This is a genomic window from Serpens gallinarum (genome assembly GCF_014836765.1).
GTDB lineage: Bacteria > Pseudomonadota > Gammaproteobacteria > Pseudomonadales > Pseudomonadaceae > Serpens > Serpens gallinarum.
The window spans coordinates 164736-187300 of record NZ_JACSQG010000005.1 but is presented as its reverse complement, the minus strand read 5'-3'; the positions used below and the strand labels follow the sequence as shown (position 1 = coordinate 187300).

Annotated in this window: 18 protein-coding genes and 1 pseudogene; 14 read left to right on the top strand and 5 right to left on the bottom strand. The window is 60.3% G+C overall.

Annotated elements, in window-relative coordinates; translation table 11 throughout:
* Positions 1-92 precede the first annotated feature (92 nt).
* On the top strand, positions 93-845 hold the full coding sequence (gene olsB, locus H9642_RS11595; RefSeq protein WP_251836604.1) for an L-ornithine N(alpha)-acyltransferase: 753 nt from the start codon (positions 93-95) through the stop codon (positions 843-845).
* Complete coding sequence (locus H9642_RS11590) at positions 842-1612, top strand: lysophospholipid acyltransferase family protein (RefSeq protein ID WP_251836603.1); 771 nt, start codon at positions 842-844, stop codon at positions 1610-1612. Before olsB ends, H9642_RS11590 begins: the two co-directional genes overlap by 4 nt.
* Positions 1613-1716: 104 nt before the next feature.
* Here the strand turns inward: H9642_RS11590 and H9642_RS11585 are convergent, their stop codons facing one another.
* Entirely contained in the window at positions 1717-2295 is a 579-nt protein-coding gene (locus H9642_RS11585) for an acyl carrier protein phosphodiesterase (RefSeq protein ID WP_251836602.1), read from the bottom strand.
* 152 nt (positions 2296-2447) lie between these two features.
* Here H9642_RS11585 and H9642_RS11580 point away from each other — a divergent pair, with 152 nt between their 5' ends.
* Positions 2448-3275 (top strand): metal-dependent hydrolase, encoded by an 828-nt coding sequence (locus H9642_RS11580; RefSeq protein WP_251836601.1) that lies wholly within the window; start codon positions 2448-2450, stop codon positions 3273-3275.
* Between the two features lie 251 nt (positions 3276-3526).
* On the opposite strand, the gene H9642_RS11575 is transcribed toward H9642_RS11580, so the two are convergent.
* Together H9642_RS11575 and H9642_RS11570 are read right to left on the bottom strand one after the other, a co-directional pair.
* Entirely contained in the window at positions 3527-5143 is a 1617-nt protein-coding gene (locus H9642_RS11575; protein WP_251836600.1) for an ATP-binding protein, read from the bottom strand.
* Positions 5144-5188: 45 nt separating this feature from the next.
* The gene (locus tag H9642_RS11570) at positions 5189-5905 is read right to left on the bottom strand and encodes a winged helix-turn-helix domain-containing protein (protein WP_251836599.1); all 717 of its coding nucleotides are present in this window, start codon (positions 5903-5905) and stop codon (positions 5189-5191) included.
* A 678-nt stretch (positions 5906-6583) separates the two neighbouring features.
* Between H9642_RS11570 and H9642_RS11565 the strand changes: the two genes are divergently transcribed.
* The 5 genes from H9642_RS11565 to H9642_RS11545 all read left to right on the top strand — a co-directional run bounded on the left by H9642_RS11565 (position 6584) and on the right by H9642_RS11545 (position 14406).
* Positions 6584-9481 carry a ribonucleoside-diphosphate reductase subunit alpha gene (locus H9642_RS11565; protein WP_251836598.1) on the top strand — a complete coding sequence of 966 codons (2898 nt, stop codon included), beginning with the start codon at positions 6584-6586 and terminating at the stop codon, positions 9479-9481.
* A gap of 322 nt (positions 9482-9803) precedes the next feature.
* Complete coding sequence (locus H9642_RS11560; RefSeq protein WP_251836597.1) at positions 9804-11054, top strand: ribonucleotide-diphosphate reductase subunit beta; 1251 nt, start codon at positions 9804-9806, stop codon at positions 11052-11054.
* 108 nt (positions 11055-11162) lie between these two features.
* The gene (locus H9642_RS11555) at positions 11163-12485 is read left to right on the top strand and encodes a coiled-coil domain-containing protein (protein ID WP_251836596.1); all 1323 of its coding nucleotides are present in this window, start codon (positions 11163-11165) and stop codon (positions 12483-12485) included.
* 433 nt (positions 12486-12918) lie between these two features.
* Positions 12919-13596, top strand: coding sequence for a hypothetical protein (locus H9642_RS11550; protein WP_251836595.1), 678 nt, complete (start codon positions 12919-12921; stop codon positions 13594-13596).
* 279 nt (positions 13597-13875) lie between these two features.
* A complete protein-coding gene (locus tag H9642_RS11545) occupies positions 13876-14406 on the top strand; it encodes an REP-associated tyrosine transposase (protein ID WP_251836594.1) in 531 nt (176 codons plus the stop codon).
* Between the two features lie 472 nt (positions 14407-14878).
* Here the strand turns inward: H9642_RS11545 and H9642_RS11540 are convergent, their stop codons facing one another.
* The gene (locus H9642_RS11540) at positions 14879-15616 is read right to left on the bottom strand and encodes a GntR family transcriptional regulator (RefSeq protein ID WP_251836593.1); all 738 of its coding nucleotides are present in this window, start codon (positions 15614-15616) and stop codon (positions 14879-14881) included.
* Between the two features lie 208 nt (positions 15617-15824).
* Here H9642_RS11540 and H9642_RS11535 point away from each other — a divergent pair, with 208 nt between their 5' ends.
* The 6 genes and pseudogenes from H9642_RS11535 (at position 15825) to mdaB (ending at position 21819) form a co-directional block, all read left to right on the top strand.
* Complete coding sequence (locus H9642_RS11535; RefSeq protein ID WP_251836592.1) at positions 15825-16658, top strand: amidohydrolase family protein; 834 nt, start codon at positions 15825-15827, stop codon at positions 16656-16658.
* 30 nt (positions 16659-16688) lie between these two features.
* Entirely contained in the window at positions 16689-17990 is a 1302-nt protein-coding gene (locus tag H9642_RS11530; RefSeq protein ID WP_251836591.1) for an SLC13 family permease, read from the top strand.
* Positions 17991-18173: 183 nt separating this feature from the next.
* Positions 18174-19241: pseudogene (locus H9642_RS18490) on the top strand (methyl-accepting chemotaxis protein); the annotation flags it as partial.
* Positions 19227-20096, top strand: coding sequence for a methyl-accepting chemotaxis protein (locus H9642_RS18485; RefSeq protein WP_433962699.1), 870 nt, complete (start codon positions 19227-19229; stop codon positions 20094-20096). The pseudogene H9642_RS18490 and the gene H9642_RS18485, both read left to right, overlap by 15 nt.
* A gap of 256 nt (positions 20097-20352) precedes the next feature.
* A complete protein-coding gene (locus H9642_RS11520; RefSeq protein WP_251836589.1) occupies positions 20353-21045 on the top strand; it encodes a GNAT family N-acetyltransferase in 693 nt (230 codons plus the stop codon).
* 183 nt (positions 21046-21228) lie between these two features.
* Positions 21229-21819, top strand: coding sequence for an NADPH:quinone oxidoreductase MdaB (gene mdaB / locus H9642_RS11515; RefSeq protein WP_251836588.1), 591 nt, complete (start codon positions 21229-21231; stop codon positions 21817-21819).
* Between the two features lie 63 nt (positions 21820-21882).
* Here the strand turns inward: mdaB and H9642_RS11510 are convergent, their stop codons facing one another.
* The gene (locus H9642_RS11510; RefSeq protein ID WP_251836587.1) at positions 21883-22434 is read right to left on the bottom strand and encodes a glutathione peroxidase; all 552 of its coding nucleotides are present in this window, start codon (positions 22432-22434) and stop codon (positions 21883-21885) included.
* Positions 22435-22565 lie beyond the last annotated feature (131 nt).

Genomic DNA, 22565 nt, shown 5'->3' with positions numbered 1-22565 from the left:
TCATGCAACCGTAACCGCCTCGCCACCCTGTGTGCCTAGCATCGGCCTTGCCAACCAGGTCGACCGGCTACAGCCGGCAGAGGAGCAGCAACATGACTTGCATCGCCCGTCGTGCGGTTTCCACCCCCAGCCGTCTGCAGGCCGAGCGCCTGATCGGCGAGCAGGCCCTGCGTGAAGCACAAGCCCTGCGCTTTCGCGTGTTCAGCCACGAATTCGGCGCCCAACTCCAGGGCGGAGAACAGGGTCTGGATCAAGACGATTACGATCCCCACTGTCAGCACATCGGCGTGCGCGACCATGAAACCGGGGAACTGGTCGCCACCACCCGCCTGTTGGATCATCACGCCGCGCAGCGTCTGGGGCGCTTTTACAGTGAAGATGAATTTCGCCTGCATGGCCTGAGCGCGCTCGAAGGCCCGCTGCTGGAAATCGGCCGCACCTGCGTGGATGCCCGTTACCGCAACGGCGCCACCATCGGCGTGCTCTGGGGCGAACTGGCGGACGTCCTCAACCAGGGCGACTACCGCTACCTGATGGGCTGCGCCAGCATTCCCATGCGCGACGGCGGCGTGCAGGCCCAAGCCGTGATGCAACGCCTGCGCGAACGCTACCTGTGTACGGAAAACCTGCATGCGGAACCGAAAACGCCGCTGCCCACGCTGAACCTGCCGAATAACGTGATTGCCGAGCTGCCACCGCTTCTCAAGGCCTACATGCGCCTGGGGGCGAAAATCTGCGGTGAGCCCTGCTGGGATGCCGACTTCCAGGTCGCTGACGTGTTCATCCTGCTCAAGCGCGAAGACCTGTGCCCGCGCTATGCCCGCCACTTCAAGGCGGCCGTATGACGGCGCTGCGCTATCCGGCGCGGCTGCTGCGCTTACTGCTGGTGATCGGCCTCGGTGCGCTGCTGGCCGCTGCGGTGGCGCTTTCAACCCGCCTGGGCACTGGCCCGCGCGCGGCGCGGCGCCAACGTCTGACGCGCTGGTTTCACGGGCGGCTGGCCGCTGCCCTGCCGTTTCGCGTCACGGTGCATGGCAAGCTGCCCGATACGCCCATGCTGTGGATCGGCAACCACGTGTCCTGGACCGACATCCCGCTGCTCGGTCAACTGATGCCCCTGGCCTTCCTGGCCAAGGCCGAGGTGCGCCGCTGGCCGCTGGCCGGCTGGCTGGCGTTGCAAGGCGGCACGCTGTTCATCCGGCGCGGCGCCAGCGATAGCGGACAGGTCAGCGGACAACTGGCCGAGCGCCTGCGCCAGCCCGGCTCGGTGATGCTGTTTCCCGAAGGCACCAGTACCGACGGTACCGCCGTGCGCACCTTTCATGGCCGACTGCTGTCCGGCGCGATCGACGCGGGCGTGGCCATCCAGCCCGTGGCGATCCGCTACCGACGCCTGGGAGAAACAGACCCCATCGCTCCGTTCATCGGCGACGACGATCTGCTCAGCCATTTGCGCCGCTTGCTGCGCAACGAGGTGGCCGACGTGGATATTTTTCTGTTGGCGCCGCTGGAATCGCAGGGGCGCAGCCGCAACGAACTGGCCCGCCAGGCGCAGGCGGCGGTAGAACACGCGTTATTCGGTACCGCCGAGAGCCTCAAGCACGCCGCCTGACTCGACCTGGTTTAGCGGGGCCCACTGTAGGGTGGACAACGTTTTCCCTGTCCACCGAGCACGGTTAATGGGTGGATGTGAAAAGCGACATCCACCCTACGGATTTAGGAATTGAGCTCACGCTCAGCAAAGGCCATCAACTCCGGATAAAACGCCCGGAAATCCTTGCACAGCGGTTCATACAGGCGCTCCAGCTCCAGCTCGGCGTCGTCGAGCAATGCGGGCCGGGACAAGCGTCGGCGCATGCTGGCAACGACCCGCTCCAGCACGCTGAAGTCGCGGTAACTGCCCAGCCAGTCCTGCGCAGCCATGCGCGGCGCAATCTGCGCCAGGTGCCCCGGCAGATGCGCCTCATCGGCCAGCACCTGATAAACCCGCGTGGTGAAGGCCGGCAGCGGCTCGCTGGCGTAGTCCTCCCAGGCATTGGCCAGGCAATGATCGAAAAACAGGTCGAGTAGAATGCCCGAGGTGCGCCGCCGCGCAGCCGGGAAGCGCATCCGGGCCTCAAAAATCAGCGGATGGCTGTCGGTAAACATGTCGATGCGTCGATGCAGGCGGATCGCCGCTTCGATGTCCGCGGGATAACGACCGTCCAGCCGGCCTTTGACGAAATCGCCGTACAGGCTGCCGAGCAGTTGCGCCGGCGCCGGCCCGCCCAGGTGCAGATGTGCCAAGTAGTTCATGGTTCGCAGCTTATTCCATTGGCGCGGCTTCGGCACGCCGACAGTCTCCTGGAATCTGCAGTTCAGCCCTGCTAAAGATCGGTACGCGTCTTGGTGATGAATAGCAAAGATGGACTCGCCATAGCCATTCCTCCTCAACTCTGGAGCCGTCCATGCCCCGTCTGACCCCTGAAGGCTTGCACATCCGCCCGCGCCAGCCGGATTTTGACCTGCCCAGCCCATTGCCGCGTCATTGGCACAGTGGGGATGCATTTAAGAGTCACTTTTTCAATGCCATGTCGGTGCTGTTCCCCGATGGCGAACGTTTTTTCATCGACTCCGTGCGGCTGTTTCGCGACCAGATCGAAGACCCTGAATTGCGTGAAGAGATACGCGGCTTTATCGGCCAGGAAGGCCATCACAGCCGTGAGCATCAGGACTACAACCAACGCCTGCGCGATCTGGGCTACAACATCGACTACCTGGAGCGCGGTTTGCAGCGACGCCTCGCATTCGTCAAACGGCATCTGTCACCCGAACTGCAATTGGCCGCCACTTGTGCGGTGGAACACCTGACCGCCATTTTGGCCAACGCCCTGCTCAGCAATCCCGCCTGGATGGACGGCGCCGATCCGCGTCTGGCCCGCCTGTGGCGCTGGCACGCGCTGGAGGAAACCGAGCACAAGGCGGTGGCCTTCGATGTGTATCAACAGGTGTGTGGCAGTCCCTGGCTGCGCCGCCGGGCCATGGTGCAGAGCACCCTCTTCTTCACCTGGGACACCCTCAAAGGGATGCGGCATATGCTCAAGCGCGACGGCTTGCTGTGGAACTGGCGCGTCTGGCGCAACGGTCTGGTCTGGCTGTGGGGCAGCCGCGGCATCTTCCGCCCGCTGGTACGCGACTACCTGGATTTCTATCGCCGCGACTTCCACCCCTGGCAGCATGACAACCGCGTATTGATGGAGCGCTATCAGGTGGAATTTGCCAAGGAAGCGGCCTGACTGAGGCCGACAACTTTCATGTGCACCGTTGTAGGGCTCCTCGCCCGTTGCTGGCTGCACAGATAAACGCACTGAGTCGCCGGGCAGCCCATCTTTTTAGCCTGATGCTCCGCTGGCGGGGTGCTCGTGAAACGTTGTGTTTTCCATCCCAACACCGTGCAGCGAGCGACGCAGCCCTACTTCATTCACACCGGTCTCACCCTGCTGCGGCGTGGCCGGGCGGCCCACCGCCTACCTGAAAATGCCGGCGCTTACTGTTCGCCTTCGTGCTGGCGGCGCGGCCAGACCAGGCTGAACTGCGCGCCGCCCAACGCGCTGCGACCAATCAGTGCGCGCCCGCGGTGCCAGTAGATGATGCGACGCACGATGGACAACCCCAGGCCGTGCCCACCCGACGCGCGCGTGCGGCTGTCATCCAGACGCAGGAATGGCGTGGTGAAGATTCGTTCCCAAGCTTCTTCCGGCACACCCGGTCCGTCATCCTCGATATCGATTCGACAACGGTTCATGCCCACAGTAAAACTGACGCGCACCTTGGATTCCGCGTGGCGCAGGGCATTACTCACCAGGTTCTGCACCGCGCGGTGCAAGTAACGCGGCTCGGCTTCGACTGTGCTGCCCGAACCGTCCTGCGCCGGCTGCCATAGCCCGCGTTCGATGCGCACGTCGGCACGTAGCGGGGCCAGTTCATCGATCACCTGATCGAGCAGCGCCTCCAGCCGGACCTCCTGGAAGTTCAGCGCCGGCGAACCCTGCTCCAGGCGTGCGTAAACCAGCATCTCGTCCACCAACCGGTCGAGTTCTTGGATATCGTGGTCCATACCCGCCAAGTATTTGCCCCGGCTGGTGGCATCCGGCGCCTCGCCGACCATCTCCAGACCAAAACGCAACCGCGCCACCGGCGTGCGCAATTCATGGGACACCGCGCGCACCAGTTCGCGTTGCATCGACAGCAGCCGTTGCAGGTGCTCGGCCATGACGTTGAAGGCCACGGCCAGACGGCCCACCGAATCGGTACCCACCTCCGGAACGCGGGTCTCCAGGCTGCCGGCGGCGATCCGCGTCGCGGCGGCTTCCAGGCCGCGCAAGCGACGCTCCAGTCGACGCACCAGCCAATACAGCGTCAGGCCGATCAGGCTGAGACCCAGCGCCACGAAAAGCACCAACAGGTGTGGCGGATAGGGGTTCATGCGGTACAACGGGCCCAACTCGAGCACCCAGGGCGAAGCCACCATGCTGGCGATCACCCGAATTGACTCGCCCCCCCTGCCCAGCGCCATGACCGTATCGCCCTCCGCGACCCGTCGGCGCTGGTCGGCGTCCATTTCAATACGCTCGATGGGCAGCAGGTTCACCGCGAAGCCGAAATCCTTCTCTGCCTTCAACGCCTCCAGCCGACGCGGCTGCTCGATCATGGGGTAACGCGCCAGTTCATCCATCAGCAAATACAGGGTGGCGCGCGCCAGCTGTTCGCTGACCTGTCCCACGCTGGCGGTGAGCAACAGTTGCTCCGCTCGGCTGACCAGTACGTACACCATCGAAGGCTGCGTGCCGCTCTGCTGGACCAGTACCTGACCGCGCATCAGGCGACCGCGCGAGGGTGCATCCAGCGGCAACTCGGAAAGATGCTGCAAGCGCAGCGGCACACCCAGCATGCGCTCCCATAACGCCGTGGCCCGTTGACGTTCCACAGCATTCATCGACGTCAGGTTGTCGGCCATCAGATGAAAGGTGCCGCTGGCCAAGCGCTCGCGGTAATGATCGACGCGCAAGCCGTTGACCAGTTGCAGGCTGCCCACACCTAGCAAGGCAACCAGCACCAGGGTGGCGAGCATGCCGGCATAAATGCGCAGAAAAATCGAGTTCACGGGCCGTCCATCAATTGGGAAAAAAGCAGCAGCACCTGCGCGCTATTACAGCTCCTCGGCCGCCTCGCGCACAAACAGATAACCCTTGCCGCGAATGGTCTTGATCAGGCGCGGCAACACCGGGTCATCGCCGATTTTTGGGCGGATACGCGAGATGCGCACGTCGATGGAGCGATCCTGGCCGTCGTATTCGATGCCGCGCAGGGCGTTGAAGATTTCCTCGCGAGACAGGATGCGCCCAGCATTCACCGCCAGCAGCCAGAGCAGGTCGAACTCGGCGCCGGTCAGATCGATCAATTCCTCGCCCAACCAGGCTTCGCGGCGGGCGTTGTCCAGACGCAGGGCGCCGAACTCCAGGCGCTGCGGCGTGCCTTCCACTTCGCCAGCACCTTCCCGACGGCGCAGCAAGGCGCGGATACGCGCCAGCAGCACCAGCGGGCGCACCGGTTTGCACACATAATCGTCGGCGCCGGACTCCAACCCCTGCACCTGGTCCGTGTCGTCCGTACGCGCCGTAAGCATCAGGATCGGCCCCGCGTATGCCGGGCGCACCTGCTTGCAGATCGACAGCCCGTCCACGCCGGGCAGCATCAGGTCGAGAATCACCAGATCGGGGCGTTCATCAATAATGCGCGCCGCTGCCTGGGCGCCGTCAGATTCGATATCCACCCGTAGGCCGTGGGCGACCAGGTAATCACGGGTGAGCTCGGCCAGGCGCAAGTCATCCTCGACGATCAAGATTCGCCAGCAGTCCTGTTCCATGCGCCGCCCTCCCTATCGATACAGCCCGAAAAGGCCGGCATTGTAGCAATCTGCCCACGTCTGCACAGGCCATGCCATTTTCAACGGGAAAACACAACATATAGTGTTTTGCCCCGACGACAAAAAAACTCTGCTGCCAAGGTCGCAAAATGACAAAAACAGCAAAGATCGCCCAGACGCCCGCTACAGCCGGTTACGCAAAGCTAACCCACAGACTTATCCACAGATGGCCACTACCCGCTATCTTGCCACGCCCGTACGCAATCAATATCCTGTATCTTATTCAGCAATGACCCCTACATATTGTGTTCAGATGAACCAGTAGGCACTACAGGACTCTAACCGGACGAGACCGAAAAACGCTCGACCGACTAGCCTAAACACCTTGTTTCTGCAACCCCTGACGGACTGATTGCAGACCAGACTGAGGTTGCTTCGGATGCTCCCCCGACAGCGGGTCGCAGCAGCGAAGCAACCTCAGCAACCACTAGGGGTTGTGTTGGAGGTTTTCCTCCAGCGGACTGGGCGCCAGGAAGGCATTTTGATGTAGGCCAGACCCGTTCCGAATTACCCATGCCCACGCCGGCGCAGTTCGCAGGCGTGCGCGTTTTGTTTTAGCAGTAAGACGTGAGGCGTCCCAATCAACGGATGCCGACCATTGGAGATGCGGAGATCCCCATGCAAACCGATACCACACGCGAGACACAGGCCAACGTGCAGCCTGTCGACAACCGCCAGGACCTGAGCGCCACCGCGCCGGGTCAGCTGCGCGTGATCAAGCGCAACGGCACCGTGGTGCCCTACACCGACGACAAGATCACCGTGGCGATTACCAAGGCGTTTCTCGCAGTGGAAGGCGGCCAGGCGGCTGCCTCCTCGCGCATCCACGAAACCGTGCGCCATCTGACCGAGCAGGTCACCGCCGCCTTCAAGCGCCGCATGCCGTCCGGCGGCACGCTGCACATCGAAGACATCCAGGACCAGGTGGAACTGGCGCTGATGCGCGCCGGCGAGCAGAAGGTCGCCCGCGACTACGTGCTGTACCGCGAAGCCCGCGCCCTGGAACGCAAGCGCACCGCACACAACGTGACCCAGCCGCACCCGAGCATTCGCATCACCCTGGACGATGGCAGCCAGCGCCCGCTGGACCTCGGCCGCCTGCAGACCATCATCCGTGAAGCTTGTGAAGGCTTGGCCGAAGTGGACGGCGCGCTGATCGAACGCGAAACCCTGAAGAACCTCTACGACGGCGTCGCGCAAAAAGACGTCAACACCGCTTTGGTGATGACCGCGCGCACCCTGGTGGAACGCGAGCCGAACTACTCCTACGTTACCGCCCGCCTGTTGCTTGACACCTTGCGCGCCGAAGCGCTGGGCTTCCTCGACGTGGCCAAGGCCGCCACCCACCACGAAATGGCTGAGATCTACGCCAAGGCGCTGCCCGCCTACGTGGAAAAGGGTGTGGAATTCGAACTGCTCGATCCCAAGCTCAAGGGCTATGACCTGGCCAAGCTGGGCGCGGCGATCGATCACGAGCGCGACCAACAGTTCACCTACCTGGGCCTGCAAACCCTCTACGACCGCTACTTCATCCACAAGGACGGTGTGCGCTTCGAACTGCCGCAAGTGTTCTTCATGCGCGTGGCCATGGGCCTGGCAATGGAAGAGCAGAACAAGGAAGCGCGTGCCATCGAGTTCTACAACCTGTTGTCGTCCTTCGATTACATGGCCTCGACCCCGACCCTGTTCAACGCCGGCACCCTGCGCCCGCAGCTGTCCTCCTGCTACCTGACCACCGTGCCGGACGACCTGGGCGGCATCTACAACGCCATCCGCGACAACGCCCTGCTGTCCAAATTCGCCGGCGGCCTGGGCAACGACTGGACCCCGGTGCGCGCTCTGGGCGCCTACATCAAGGGCACCAATGGCAAGTCCCAGGGCGTCGTGCCCTTCCTGAAAGTGGTCAACGACACCGCCGTCGCCGTCAACCAGGGCGGCAAGCGCAAGGGCGCGGTGTGCGCCTACCTGGAAACCTGGCACCTGGACATCGAGGAATTCCTCGAACTGCGCAAGAACACCGGTGACGACCGTCGCCGCACCCATGACATGAACACCGCCAACTGGGTGCCCGACCTGTTCATGAAGCGCGTCTTCGACGACGGCTCCTGGACGCTGTTCTCGCCCTCCGACGTGCCCGACCTGCACGACCTCACCGGCAAGGCCTTCGAGGAGCGCTACGAGTACTACGAAGCCCTGGCCACCTACGGCAAGATCAAGCTGCACAAGGTCGTTCAGGCCAAGGACCTGTGGCGCAAGATGCTCTCGATGCTGTTCGAGACCGGCCACCCGTGGATCACCTTCAAGGACCCGTGCAACCTGCGCAGCCCGCAGCAGCACGTGGGCGTGGTGCACAGTTCCAACCTGTGCACCGAGATCACCCTGAACACCAACGCCGACGAAATCGCCGTCTGCAACCTAGGCTCGGTCAACCTGCCGAACCATATCGTCGATGGCAAGCTGGACACCGAGAAGCTTGCGCGCACCGTGCGCACCGCGGTACGCATGCTCGATAACGTCATCGACATCAACTACTACAGCGTGCCGCAGGCGCGTAACTCCAACCTCAAGCACCGTCCGGTGGGCCTGGGCATCATGGGCTTCCAGGATGCGCTGTACCTGCAGCACATCGCCTACGGTTCCGACGCGGCCATCGAGTTCGCCGACAAATCCATGGAGGCGGTCAGCTACTACGCCATCCAGGCGTCCTGCGACCTGGCAGACGAGCGCGGTGCCTACGAGACCTTCCAGGGTTCGCTGTGGAGCCAGGGCATTCTGCCGCTGGATTCCCAGCAGATCCTCATCGAGGCCCGTGGCCAGAAATACATCGACGTCGACCTGACCGAGTCCCTGGACTGGGCCCCGGTACGCGAGCGCGTCAAGAAAGGCATTCGTAACTCGAACATCATGGCCATCGCACCGACCGCGACCATCGCCAACATCACCGGCGTGTCGCAGTCCATCGAGCCGACCTACCAGAACCTGTACGTGAAATCGAACCTGTCCGGCGAATTCACCGTGATCAACCCCTACCTGGTGCGCGACCTCAAGGCCCGCGGCCTGTGGGACGCGGTAATGATCAACGACCTCAAGTACTACGACGGCTCCGTGCAGCAGATCGAGCGCATCCCGCAAGAACTGAAAGACCTGTACGCCACCGCCTTCGAAGTCGAAACCAAGTGGATCGTCGACGCCGCCAGCCGCCGCCAGAAGTGGATCGACCAGGCGCAGTCGCTGAACCTGTACATCGCCGGCGCCTCGGGCAAGAAGCTCGACGTGACCTACCGCATGGCCTGGTACCGTGGCCTGAAAACCACCTACTACCTCCGTGCCCTGGCCGCCACCAGCACCGAGAAATCCACCATCACCACCGGCAAGCTCAACGCCGTATCCAGCGGTGGCAATGACGGCCTCAGCGCCGCCCCGGCAGTGGCACCGGTAGCACCGATGTCCGCCGGCCCGGCGCCCGTGCCGAAAGCCTGTGCCATCGATGAACCCGACTGCGAAGCCTGCCAGTAGACGTTAACTGACGCACGAACCTGAGCGGCGCACGCGTTGTTGCCGGGCCGCTTCGGCTCCTCACGTACAACAGTACGCTCCGGGGCCAAAGCAACCCGACGCCTAGCGCTCACTCGCTCAGTTTCGCGCTCACACCCGAGCTGAGTTTGTAAGAGCGGGCTCGCTCGCGAACCGACCTTGTAGGGTGCCGCTTTATGCATCCACCAATGGGCGCCACGCCACAGCCCAAAGACACAACACATTCCGCGCTTTTGCGTGCACACCAAAAGCCATCAAACCTTTCGACCGGGCACGGACCGGTCCCCAATCAGGAGAAACCGCCATGCTGAGCTGGGACGAATTCGACAAGCCCGAAGAAGGCCAAACCACCGCCCAACCGGCGAGCGCCCCCAACGCCGCCGCCCAGGGCCTTGAACACCTCGACGGCCAGGCCGCCGGCATCGTGCAGCAAGCCCGCGCCGTCGCCGCCGACGACTCCGCCGCCGTGGCCCGCGCCAAGGCCGCGCTGAACGCCCTCGACATCCAGGAAGGTCTGGACGAGCTGGAAGGCTCCTCCGCTCGCGTGCAAGTCGGCGACAAGCAAATGATCAACGCCCGCGCCGACCTCAACCAGCTCGTGCCCTTCAAGTACGACTGGGCCTGGCAGAAATACCTCGATGGCTGCGCCAACCACTGGATGCCGCAAGAGGTCAACATGACCGCCGACATCGCCCTGTGGAAAAGCCAGGACGGCCTCTCCGAAGACGAGCGCCGCATCGTCAAGCGCAACCTGGGCTTCTTCTCCACCGCCGACAGCCTGGTCGCCAACAACCTGGTGCTGGCCGTGTACCGCCTGATCACCAACCCCGAATGCCGCCAGTACATCCTGCGCCAGGCCTTCGAAGAGGCGATCCACACCCACGCCTACCAGTACTGCATCGAATCCCTCGGCATGGATGAAGGCGAGATCTTCAACATGTACCACGAGATTCCCAGCGTCGCGAAAAAGGCCAGCTGGGGCCTCAAGTACACCCGCTCGATCTCCGACCCGATGTTCAATACCGGCACGGTGGAGACCGACAAGGAATTCCTGCGCAACCTGATCGCCTACTACTGCGTGCTGGAGGGCATCTTCTTCTACTGCGGCTTCACCCAGATCCTCTCCATGGGCCGCCGCAACAAGATGACCGGCACCGCCGAGCAGTTCCAATACATCCTGCGCGACGAATCCATGCACCTGAACTTCGGCATCGACGTGATCAACCAGATCAAGATCGAAAACCCACACCTGTGGGACGACGCCATGAAGGACGAAGCGACGCAGATGATCCTGCAGGGCACCCAACTGGAAATCGAATACGCCCGCGACACCATGCCCCGTGGTGTGCTCGGCATGAACGCCGCGATGATGGAGGACTACCTCAAATTCATCGCCAACCGCCGATTGACGCAGATTGGCCTCAAGGAAGAGTACCCGGGCACCACCAACCCGTTCCCGTGGATGTCGGAAATCATGGACTTGAAGAAGGAGAAGAACTTCTTTGAGACACGGGTGATTGAGTATCAGACGGGTGGGGCGTTGAGCTGGGATTGATAGCACCTTGACATTGCTATACGGTTCGACCTACGCCCGCCATGGATGTAGGGGATGAGCTGAATTAAGAAGCCCCGCCTAGTGCGGGGCTTTCTTATGGATCAGAAAATGAACGATTTAACGCAATCGATAGAAGAACTTAAACAAGAAATCCCAAGCGCCCCAACAATAATAAATGAATTCTTCACCACAACAGCAAAATATTCACCATTACTAGACCCTGAAAACCAAACTCATATTGGAATTGAGAAAAAAGAGCGCGGTATACACGTTAATGAGCCTGCCTTCATAAGAAGAATTGAGATTTCTGGAAATGCCGGAGAAATAATCAAGGACATTGCATTAGAAATTAATGCTGGGACAAAGAAGATAATACCAAAGCCAACAAAGCTCAACGATACCACCGCACAATTCATGGTAAATTCCATAGCCCTTGGCATCAAAATAAAATCCAACCACATACTCGTAAAGCCAGAGGCAAATAAAATAAAAATAATAGGCTATCCATTTTCACAATTTGCTGAAATCTCAGAAAAAATAAAAACAACGATAGACACGATTTACAATATAGAATCAAAAATTGAAAAATATAAAAAACAGAACCTTGAACTAGAGACCAAGTCAGAAGTATTAAAATCCGAAAAAGAAAGCCTCGAAAATGAAATAATAGAGGCATCAAAAGAAAAAGCCACAACAGAAGAGGAGCTAAATAAAACCGAAGAGGAACTAGAGCTTCTAATAGAGAAAACAAATATCCAATCCATAGATCTACAAAACAAGCTTACCCATTTTAACGAGGCAAAAAATAACCACGACCAACTAACAGAGCAAGTAAAGGATCTTAACAAAAGCATATCAGCAAAGAAAAGCGAACTTACCACTATAATAAATGATAGAAACCTTATCTCGGACGAATATAGAGACTATGTAAAAGAGGGGAAAGGCCAATCCAAGCTTTATTCAATCTTAGCCACCATTTCCTTATCGAGTATAATTTTCTGCATTTACCAGCTTTACCACAGCGCTAGCAAACTGCTTTTTACAGACTACGTAAGCGCCTCTGATATCTTATCAAATTTTATTTTAAGGATTCCATTTGCACTCGTTTTTGGGCTTGGAATTCTTTACTCATGGAAACTTTCGAAATCGCTTTTTTCAAAAATTTTCAAAATTCATGAAGACCGTCTTAATCTGGCAAAGCTGCTAATCATTGCAAAGGACACCGTATACTCAGCAGCCCACGGACTGGAAATTGAAGACCAAACAAGATTTCAAGAGCGCATAAGACTAAAAGTTGCAATTTTAAAGAGCCATCTAGCGAAAGATCTTGAAAAAGACTTCGAATACAAACCAGCCCCTTTAAATACAGAAGAAGAAAAAGACACTGCCCTCGCCGAAGATAACGAGCCAGGCATGAAAAGGAAAACGTGACAAAAGAGACTGACAAAAAAGGAAAAGGGGACAGATTTATTTTTCATTCCCACCTAGGCAGACTCCACACCGCTTGCCATTGCCGGCCCAAGGGCCGGCATAAGCCATTACCCGCCTCGAAAGCCACATCATGCAACTGCCCTCGCCTCCCCAAAGCCCTGAACTCGAAACCCTCCTGCGGGCCTACAACCAGATTCGTAGGGTGGACAACGCGTAGCTTGTCCACCATGGTTGCTGCCCCGCACGCTCAAGGACGAGCCGCCGCGCCCGCGTTCCCGGCGCCACCTATTTTTTCACCGTTAATCTGCTTAACCGCAGTCAGTAGCCTGTATATCCAAGGTGGAAAACGCTGCGAAACAAAAAGGGGGACAGATTATTTAAACCTTCCCCTTGTTTTCGCAATCCGCCACAAGCCGAACCTATAAGGACTCCAATGCCCGGCTTCCACAACGTTACCGCAACCTTCAAGGCCTTCCTTGACGACCTGAGTATCCGCCGCGCTGCCGACCTGCAGCGACTGTCGCAGCTGAAGAATGGTTTCGAAGGCTGGTTGAAGATCGAGTTCTATCTCTGGCTGATTGCGCAATACCAACTGGAGCCAGACAACGAGGATATCGGCCTCGAGTACACGGTCTGGTTGGACCAGCGGCGCAGGCAGATGGACCGAGACACCAAGCAATGCGACCTGTGGGTGCGCGAGGCCAGTGGTCGCGGCTTTCATTACATCGAGCTGAAAGTCCCGTTCGCCAATACTAACCAGGGCAAGATGATGCTCAGTGCCTCGGATGACTTCTGGTATATGTCGCGTTTGCTTGCCAGCAACCAGTCAGTAGCCACCGGCAGCTCCATTCTGCTCGGAGTCGGTTTCACCGATGAGCGCTGGCGTCGGGCAATCGACGAGGCGGTGGAGTACGCAGGCAACGAGCTGGGTTGCGTGCAGACCGAAGTGGGCAGCCTGACCCTAGTGGCCGAGTTTCCACTGCGCTGGGCGGTAATGACCAAGACCTACCTTCAAGGACGTGACAACCTCGGCCTTGCCGAGCGCGCCGAGCTATCGGCACAACCCGTCGTTTCAGCGGTTCAGTTTGATCAATCGAGCGTCACTGGTTGAGCCAGTAGCTTGTATCCATGGTGGAAAACGCTTCGCGGTTTTCCACCCTACGTTCGGGATAGCAGCGGAGTGATGTATTTGTAGGGTGGACAACGCGTAGCTTGTCCACCATGCGTAATCTGCGTAACCGCGGCAGCCAATAGCCTGGAGATCCACGGCGGAAAACGCTTCTCGGTTTTCCACCTACGGGTTTGAGCTGGCATGGCGGATTCGTAGGGTGGACAACGCGCAGCTTGTCCACCATGTTTGCAATCCCCGCATGCTCAAGGACGAGACGTCATGCCCGACTACCGCCGTGCCCGGGTGCCTGGCGCCACCTATTTCTTCACCGTGAATCTGCATAACCGCAGCAGTGATTTACTGATCCGCGAAGTCGCGTTGCTTCGCGATACGGTTCGGGCCACCAAAGCTCGTCATCCTTTCCATATCGATGCCTGGGTAGTGTTGCCCGAACATATGCACTGCCTGTGGACGCTACCGCCCGGCGATGCCAACTTCGCACTGCGCTGGAAGGTGATTAAATTCGCCTTCGCCAAACGTCTGCCAATCACCGAGACGCTCACCGCAACGCAACAACGACGCGGCGAGCGAGGCATCTGGCAGCGGCGCTATTGGGAACACCTGATCCGTGACGAAGAGGACTATCAACGCCACTTCGACTACATCCACTACAACCCACTGAAACACGGCCACGTGCAACGATTGGTGGATTGGCCCTATTCGAGTTTTCATCGGGCTGTGGCGATGGGTATTTACGCTGAGGACTGGTGCGGTGACCCATCGTTGGATGAGAACAGCTACGGGGAGTGAGCTGGGCTGCTGGTGGAAAACGCTTCGCGGTTTTTCACCCTACGAACTGAAACACGGCCCTATTCGAGTTCATCGGGCTGTGGCGATGGGTATTTACGCTGAGGACTGGTGCGGTGACCCATCGTTGGATGAGAACGGCTACGGGGAGTAGTTGTGCTGCTGGTGGAAAACGCTTCGCGGTTCTTCACCCTACGAACTGAAACACGGCCCTATTCGAGTTCATCGGACTGTGGCGATGGGTATTTACGCTGAGGACTGGTGTGGTGGCCCATCGTTGGATGAGAACGGCTACGGGGAGTGACTTGGGCTGCTGGTGGAAAACGCTTCGCGGTTTTCCACCCTACGAACTTCGCAACACTTCATTTTTGTTCGTTTCTGCTCTCCCCATGAGAACGCAGTTCTCGACGCTCCGGCGTCCGCGGCAATGCCCGGACGTGAACGCAAACTATTCCCTCCAACGAACCGCGCGAACTCAGGAAATATCGATCTGGTATCGGAACCCCTCGGCCCCGGCGCGGGACAGCCGGTATTCCAGCGGGGAACGGTCGTAACCCAGCGCCGTGCGCTCGATAGTGACCACGGGGGAGCCCTCGGCAACCGAAAGGGTCTTGGCCATGGCGCCATTGGCTGCGCCGACGGTGAGGGTTTCCTTGGCGGAGGCGATGCGTTGGCCGCACTGCTCTTCATAAAACGGGTAGAGCAGTTCGCCAAAATCTTCAGCGTCGATATCCAGCAACGCGCCGAAGCGTGAGGCGGGCAGCCAAATTTCTTCGTGGAACAGCGTGCGGTCTTCAATCATGCGCAGGCGCTTTATGTGGACCACCTGTTCGCCGTCTGGCAGCTCCAGTGCGGTGGCGACCGTCTGGGATGGCTCGTGCAACGTCTTGGACAGGATACGGCTGGTGGGAATCTCGCGGCCGCCGTTGGCATCCACCTGGCGAAAGAAACGCGCCAGCGACGCCTCGAAGTTGGGCCGGCGCACAAAGGTGCCGCGCCCCTGGCTGCGCAACAGCAGCCCTTCGTTGACCAGCGTATCCACCGCCTTGCGTACGGTGCCGATGGCCACGCCATAAAGTTTGGTCAGTTCCGCTTCGGTGGGAATGGGCGCCCCAGGCGTCCATTCACCGGCGGCGATCTTGGCCAGCATTTCTTCGCGCAGGCGCTGATAGAGCGGCAGGCGCTCGTCGTATCCAAGTGTCGGGGCGTTCATTCGATCGATCCAGGTCCACACACGTCCAGCCACTTTAGCACCGACCCATGATTGACAGATATCCATCTCCGAATATATGGTCATCCATTCATATATATGACTACATGATCGCTCGAATAATGGCACCCACCGCGCAGGGCTTCGCATCCGAGGCCATGCACCCCACCGGCGGTTTGCCTAACAACAAACGACCAGAGTTACCTTGCTCATGAAAGCCCATCACCCGCCCGCCCTTACTGGCGTCGACACGCACGCCCATATCTTTCGCCATGACCTGCCGATGGTGCCGAACCGTCGTTACAGCCCGCATTACGATGCGCTGATAGAGCAGTACTTCGACCATCTGGACCGCAATGGCCTCTCGCACGGCGTACTGATCCAGCCGAGTTTTCTGGGAACCGACAACAGTTTCATGCTCGACGCGCTACGGCGTTATCCGCAGCGGCTGCGCGCCGTTGCAGTAGTCGATGCGGATGTCACTGACCAGGAATTGGACGAACTGGATAACGCGGGCGTGGTCGGCATCCGCCTGAACCTGGTGGGCAAGGCACTGGTCGATTACAGCGGCCCCGCCTGGACCGCGCTGTTCGAGCGGTTGGCCCCGCGCGGTTGGCAAGTGGAGATTCAACGCAGCATCGATGACCTGGCTCTGATCGTGCCGTCGATCCTGGCCAGTGGCGTCAACGTGGTGATCGACCATTTCGGGCTGCCGGCTGGCGGCATCGACCCAAACAACCCCAACCACCAGGCGTTTCTCGCATTGCTGGCTGACAAGCGCGTGTGGCTGAAGCTGTCCGCGGCCTATCGCAGCCAATCCGACTTGGCCCAGGCAGCTTGGCTAGTGCAACAGACTCGCCAGGCGAGCGGCGGCCTCGACCGCTGCCTGTGGGGCAGCGACTGGCCGAATACCCAGTTCGAGCAACACACCGATTATGACCAGCAGTCCGCCTTCATCAAGGCGTTGCTCCCGGACGCCAGCGAGCGCAACCAGGTGCTGATGGTTAACCCGAAGAAGCTGTTCGGCTTCGACGTCTCCCGTTAACGAATCAAAATAACAACAGGACTCTCTCACATGATGAGCATGCTCGTCGTCGCGGCGATCGTCGTCGCCGTCGCCCTTGGCTACAAGACCCGGATCAACATCGGCCTGTTTGCCATTGCCTTTGCCTACCTGATCGGCTGTTTCGGCATGGGCCTCAGCCCGTCCGAAATCATCGGCATGTGGCCGCTGAAGATTTTCTTTGTGATCTTTTCGGTCTGCCTGTTCTACAGCTTCGCCACCGTCAACGGCACGCTGGAGAAGCTGGCCGAACACCTGATCTATCAATGTCGGACCGTGCCGCAGTTGCTGCCGTTTGCGGTGTTCTTCACCGCGACGGCCATCTCGGCGATGGGCGCGGGGTATTACACCGTACTGGCCTTCATGGCACCCATCACCCTGCTGCTCTGTCAGCGCACCGGCATGAGCCTGATTACTGGCGGGATGGCGGTCAACTATGGCGCGCTGAGCGGGGCCAACTTCGTGTCGAGCCAGAGCGGCATTATTTTCCGCGGCCTGATGGTGAACGCAGGCATCCCGGAAAACGAGGCCTTCATCAACGCGGCGGGGATCTTTGTCAGTACCCTGGTGATTCCGCTGGTGGTGATTTCCGGGCTGGTGTTCATGACCGGGCATGGCAAGGCGATGAAGGCCTCTGCCTACCTGGCGACCGCGCCGACGCCGCTCAACCGCGAACAAAAGATGACCTTGTGGCTGACCCTTCTGATGATGGCCATCGTGCTCGCGGCGCCTATTGCCAACATCATCCTGCCGGACAACGCCACAGTCAGCTTCATCAACGCGAAGATGGACATCGGCCTGATTGCCAGCCTGTTCTCGGTCGTCGCGCTGCTGCTGAAACTGGGCGACGAGCGCAAGGCCATGGCCTCGGTGCCCTGGGCCACGCTCATCATGATCTGCGGCGTGGGCATGCTCATCTCGGTCGCCATCAAGGCGGGCACCATTGACCTGTTGGCATCGTGGATGGGTAATAGCATTCCGCCGATTATGGTGCCGGTCGTGTTCGGTGTGGTGGCGGCGTTCATGTCGCTGTTCTCCAGCACCCTCGGCGTTGTGACCCCGGCCCTGTTCCCGATGGTGCCGGCGATTGCCTCGACACTGGGCCTCGATCCGATGATTCTGTTCATCGCCATCGTCGTCGGTTCCCAGGCCACCTCGATTTCGCCCTTCTCCTCCGGCGGCAGCCTGATCCTCGGCGCCTGCCCCACAGAAGAAAGCCGCACCTCGCTCTTTCCGCAGTTGCTCCTCCGGGCTGCGCCCTTGGGCTTCGTCGCGGCGCTGATCTTCAACCTGCTGCTGACTTTCGTGTATTGACCCCCGATTAGCCTGAGCCTAGCGCCAGGCTACTGCGTCGATGCATGTGGAAATCGTCTCCGCCCAAGGCCATGCCGATCCTCTCTGGAATGGCCTTGGGCGTTGCCGCACCCGAGTGATGTCACCGGGGCCGCACTGTCAGCGCCTCGGCACCGCAGCCCATTCAGGGCTAGGAGAAATCGGATGAAAGAATGGTTCGCTGACCTCAGCATGACCAAGAAGCTGGCCATCGGCTTTGGCTCGGTGCTTTTACTGACCGCTGCGCTGGCCGTTTCCGGCTGGCTCAGCCTGGGTGATGTAACGCGCCGCAGCACGCTGCTGGAGCAGATTGCCTCGCTGAACGAATCGCTGGCCGAGCTGAGAGTCACCCGCCTGCAGTACATGCTCGACAACGGTGATGTGACATCGGCCGAGACCGTAGACCGTACGTTGGCAGGGTTTGAACAGCGCCTCAACGAGATCCTGCCAAACTTCACTCGGCCCGAAAATGTGGCCCTTCTGCGCCAGCAAGCCGAGCAGATTCAGCTCACCCGCGCCTCGCTGCAGAAGATGCGTGCCGCCTATGCTGCGGGCACCGCAGCCCGCGCCGACATGGGTAAGCAGGCGGCATTGGCCAGCAAGCCCATCGACGATATGGGCAAGGCGGTGGAGCGGTTCTCGGCCTCTGATGGCAATCGCTATGCCGGGCTCGAGGCGATTTCCGACTTGCGCATGAACTGGCAGTTGGTGCGTTACCAGATGCGCGGCTACAACATAACGCCTACCGCCGCAGTCGCGGCTCAAGTCGAAAAGCAGATCGAGCGAGCTCGCCAATCGGCCGCACGCGTGCAAGAGGTACTTGGAGGCAATTTCGCCACTCAAGTAGCAGTCACCAAACAAGCACTCGACGGATACCTGGTCGCGCTCGAGGCCGTCGTGGCCCAGACCGAGGCGATTGCCACGGCACGCCAGGAAATGGCGAATCAGACCACGGAGATCAACCGTCTCGGCAAGGCATTGGCCCAAGCCCAGGACGCGTTACTCGAGGAAGATATTGCGCAAGCTCGACTCACCCAGCTCACGGTTGCGACCCTGGCCTTGCTGATCGGCCTCTTCGCTGCGTGGCAGATTACACGGCAAATCACCCATCCCCTGGCCGCGACGCTTGCGGTGGTCAGGAATATCGCTGCGGGTAATTTGACCGACCAGCGCCACATTACCCGCAAAGACGAAATTGGCGCATTGCAGCAGGGCGTGATGAGCATGGCGGCGACCCTGCGCGAGCTCATCGGGGGCATTCGCGACAGCGTCACGCAAATGGCCAGTGCTGCCGAGCAGCTGTCAGCCGTGACCGAGCAGACCAGCGTCGGCATGAACGCTCAGAAGGTCGAAACTGACCAGGCCGCCACTGCCATGCACGAGATGTCCGCCACGGTGCAGGAAGTGGCACGCAATGCCGAGGATGCTTACCAAGCGGCCAGCGATGCCGATCGCGAAGCCCGCGCGGGCGACGCGGTGGTCAGCGAAGCTATCCAGCAGATCGAGCGCCTGTCCGACGAGATGCTCCGCTCTACCGACGCCATGGCCAAGCTGGAATCGGAAAGCAAACGCATCGGCAGCGTCATGGACGTGATCAAGACAGTGGCCGAGCAAACCAACCTGCTGGCGCTCAACGCGGCCATCGAGGCAGCCCGTGCGGGTGAAGCGGGACGCGGGTTCGCGGTGGTGGCCGACGAAGTGCGTGGCCTGGCACAGCGGACGCAGAACTCCACCGAAGAAATCGAACAGTTGGTCGCCGCGCTGCATCAGGGAACGCAACAGGTCGCCGGTGCGATGCACAATAGCCACAGCCTGACCGAAAGCAGCGTCGCACTTACCCGCAAGGCCGGGCTGTCGCTCACTCACATCACCGCCAAAGTCTCGAATATCCAGGCGATGAACCAACAGATTGCCACCGCTGCCGAAGAGCAAAGCGCCGTGGCCGAGGAGATCAGCCGCAGCGTGATCAACGTGCGCGACATCGCCGAGCAGACCGCTACGTCCAGCGATGAGACCGCTGCCTCAAGCATCGAACTGGCCCGCCTGGGTAACGAACTGCAGGCCATGGTCAGTCGCTTCCGCATCTAGGGCTGTTGAGGTCGTTTCCACCCTACGGGTTCGAGCCGACATGGCGGATTCGTAGGGTGGTCAACGCGCAGCTTGCCACCATTGATCGTTCTCATGCTCCGCGTGGGAATGCAGCCCTCGACGCTCCCGCGTCCACTGGTAATGCCTGCACACCGTGGCGGAAAACGCTTCGCGGTTTTCCACCCTACGAACTGCGCTGCCTGAACGCCCGGTACAATGCTTCCTTTGCCGTACCGACCCGGAGCCGCCGCCCTTCATGTTTACCCTCGCCCACCTGGACACCCCGCCGCCTGAATCCCTGAAAGCCCAGGTGCTGCAGATGGTGGTGGATTACCTGAGCGACATCAGCCCGGTATCGCTGACGCCCAGCAACCCACTGTTTCAGCTGTATCAATACGTGGTCGGCTACGAGGTGCATCTGTACCTGCAGAGCATGGACGGCGCCCAGCCCGGCAAGCCCAAGCTGATGCTGGCACTGGACGATGAAGACCCGGCCCGCGTGCTGGGTTTTGCTCTGTATCTGCCCTATGTGGATGACCCGGACGCCTGCGCGCTGGTGTACCTGACGGTGCAGGCCAGTCATCGCCGCAACGGGATCGGCAGTGGCATGGTGGCGGAAATGGTGGCCCGCTATCCCCATGCCCAGGTGGCATGCGTGGCCGGCAAGGCGCCGTTCTTCGAGGCGCAGGGCTTTCACGCCCTCGCCGCCCACGGCCCGCAGGTGCTGATGAACACCCGCCGCGAAGCCAGCCCAGGCACCCTGGCCGTGCAGGATCTGGAACCGATCTACCGCTCCACCGAAGTACGCCAGATTCACACCTACCTGCTGAAACAGCACGGCCAGAAGGCCATGGGCGACGCCGAGAGAAAACGCGACCGTCTGCTCGACCAGCTGGCCCGCCAGGCCCAGGCGTACGTGGCCGAACGGCAGACGCCGCGCCTGCACTGATACAAGGATTCTGTGGGCAGCCTCGCCGTTTCTTCGACGCCACTGGCGGCCGCCCTACGACACCGCTGCGTGCGCCTGCCCCAGAAACTCATGCTTTTCAGTCAACAATCATTTGCCAATCCCAGACTGTTTCATGCGGTTGCGCGCCGCTAATCTGCCGCCATCCATTTTGACGAGATGCCCATGAAAAACGTTCTACTCCTCAACGGCGGTAAACCATTCGCTCACTCCAAGGGCCAGTACAACAGTACGTTGCATGACGCGGCGGCGGCCTTCTTTGACCGCGCCGGGTTCGACATCAAGACCACCGAGATCGATGCCGGCTACGACGTGCAATCCGAGGTGCAAAAAATCCTCTGGGCCGATGTGGTGATCTACCAGATGCCGGGCTGGTGGATGGGCGCGCCTTGGACGGTCAAGCAGTACCTGGACGAGGTTTTCACGGCCGGCCACGGCAGCCTTTACGCCAGCGACGGCCGCACCCGTTCGGACGCCTCGCAGAAATACGGCAGCGGCGGTCTGGTCCAGGGCAAGCGCTACATGCTGTCGCTGACCTGGAACGCACCACAGCAAGCCTTCGACGACCCCAGCGATTTCTTTGAAGCCAAGGGTGTGGACGCCGTCTACTTCCCGTTCCACAAGGCCAACGAATTCCTGGGCATGAGCGCACTGCCGACCTTCCTGTGCACCGACGTGATCAAACAGCCGAACATCGAGCGGGATGTCGCCCGCTACAAGCAGCACCTGGCCGAGGTGTTTCAGGCACGCGGCTAGGCCGTGGCTCGGTGGACAACGCGCTGCTTGTCCACCGGATCAGCACCGCCGATGGCTTGATCGTCAGGGCCTTGAAGCAATCGCCTGCTCAACCGCTTTGAGCAACTCGGGCGCGTCGGGTTTGGTGCGGCTGGAGAAACGCCCGACCACCTGGCCCTGGCGGTCGATTACGTACTTGTAAAAGTTCCAGCGGGGGGCGGCGGTCTGCTCGGTCAAGTGCTTGAACAGCGGAATGGCCTGCGCGCCGGTGACCCGTTGCGGCTCGGTCATGGCAAAGGTCACGCCATAGTTCACGTAGCAGACCTCGGCGGTTTCGGCGGAGTCGTCGGCCTCCTGCAAAAAGTCATCCGACGGCACGCCGAGCACTTCGAGGCCATCCTCCTTGTAGCGCTGGTAGAGCGTTTCCAATCCAGCGAACTGACCCACGAAGCCGCAATGGCTCGCCGTATTGACCACCACCAGCGGCTTGCCCGCAAAGCGCTGGCACAGATCGATACTGTCCTTGGCGCGCAGCTTGGGCAGTTCGCCCTGCAGCAACGCCGGGCACTCGGCAGCCCATATGGGGCCGGCAAGCGCAGCAAGCATAAGTGGCACGAGCAAAGCGCGGCAGTTCATGGTGGATGTCCCGTCAGTGGTGAGTCCGGCTTACGCTACGCGTGCATAGGAGCTGGGGCAATGCCCGTGCGGCCCGGAATCACATGCGCTGCCAAGCAGGCCCAGGCGTCCCCTACGGGTGGGTTATGCAC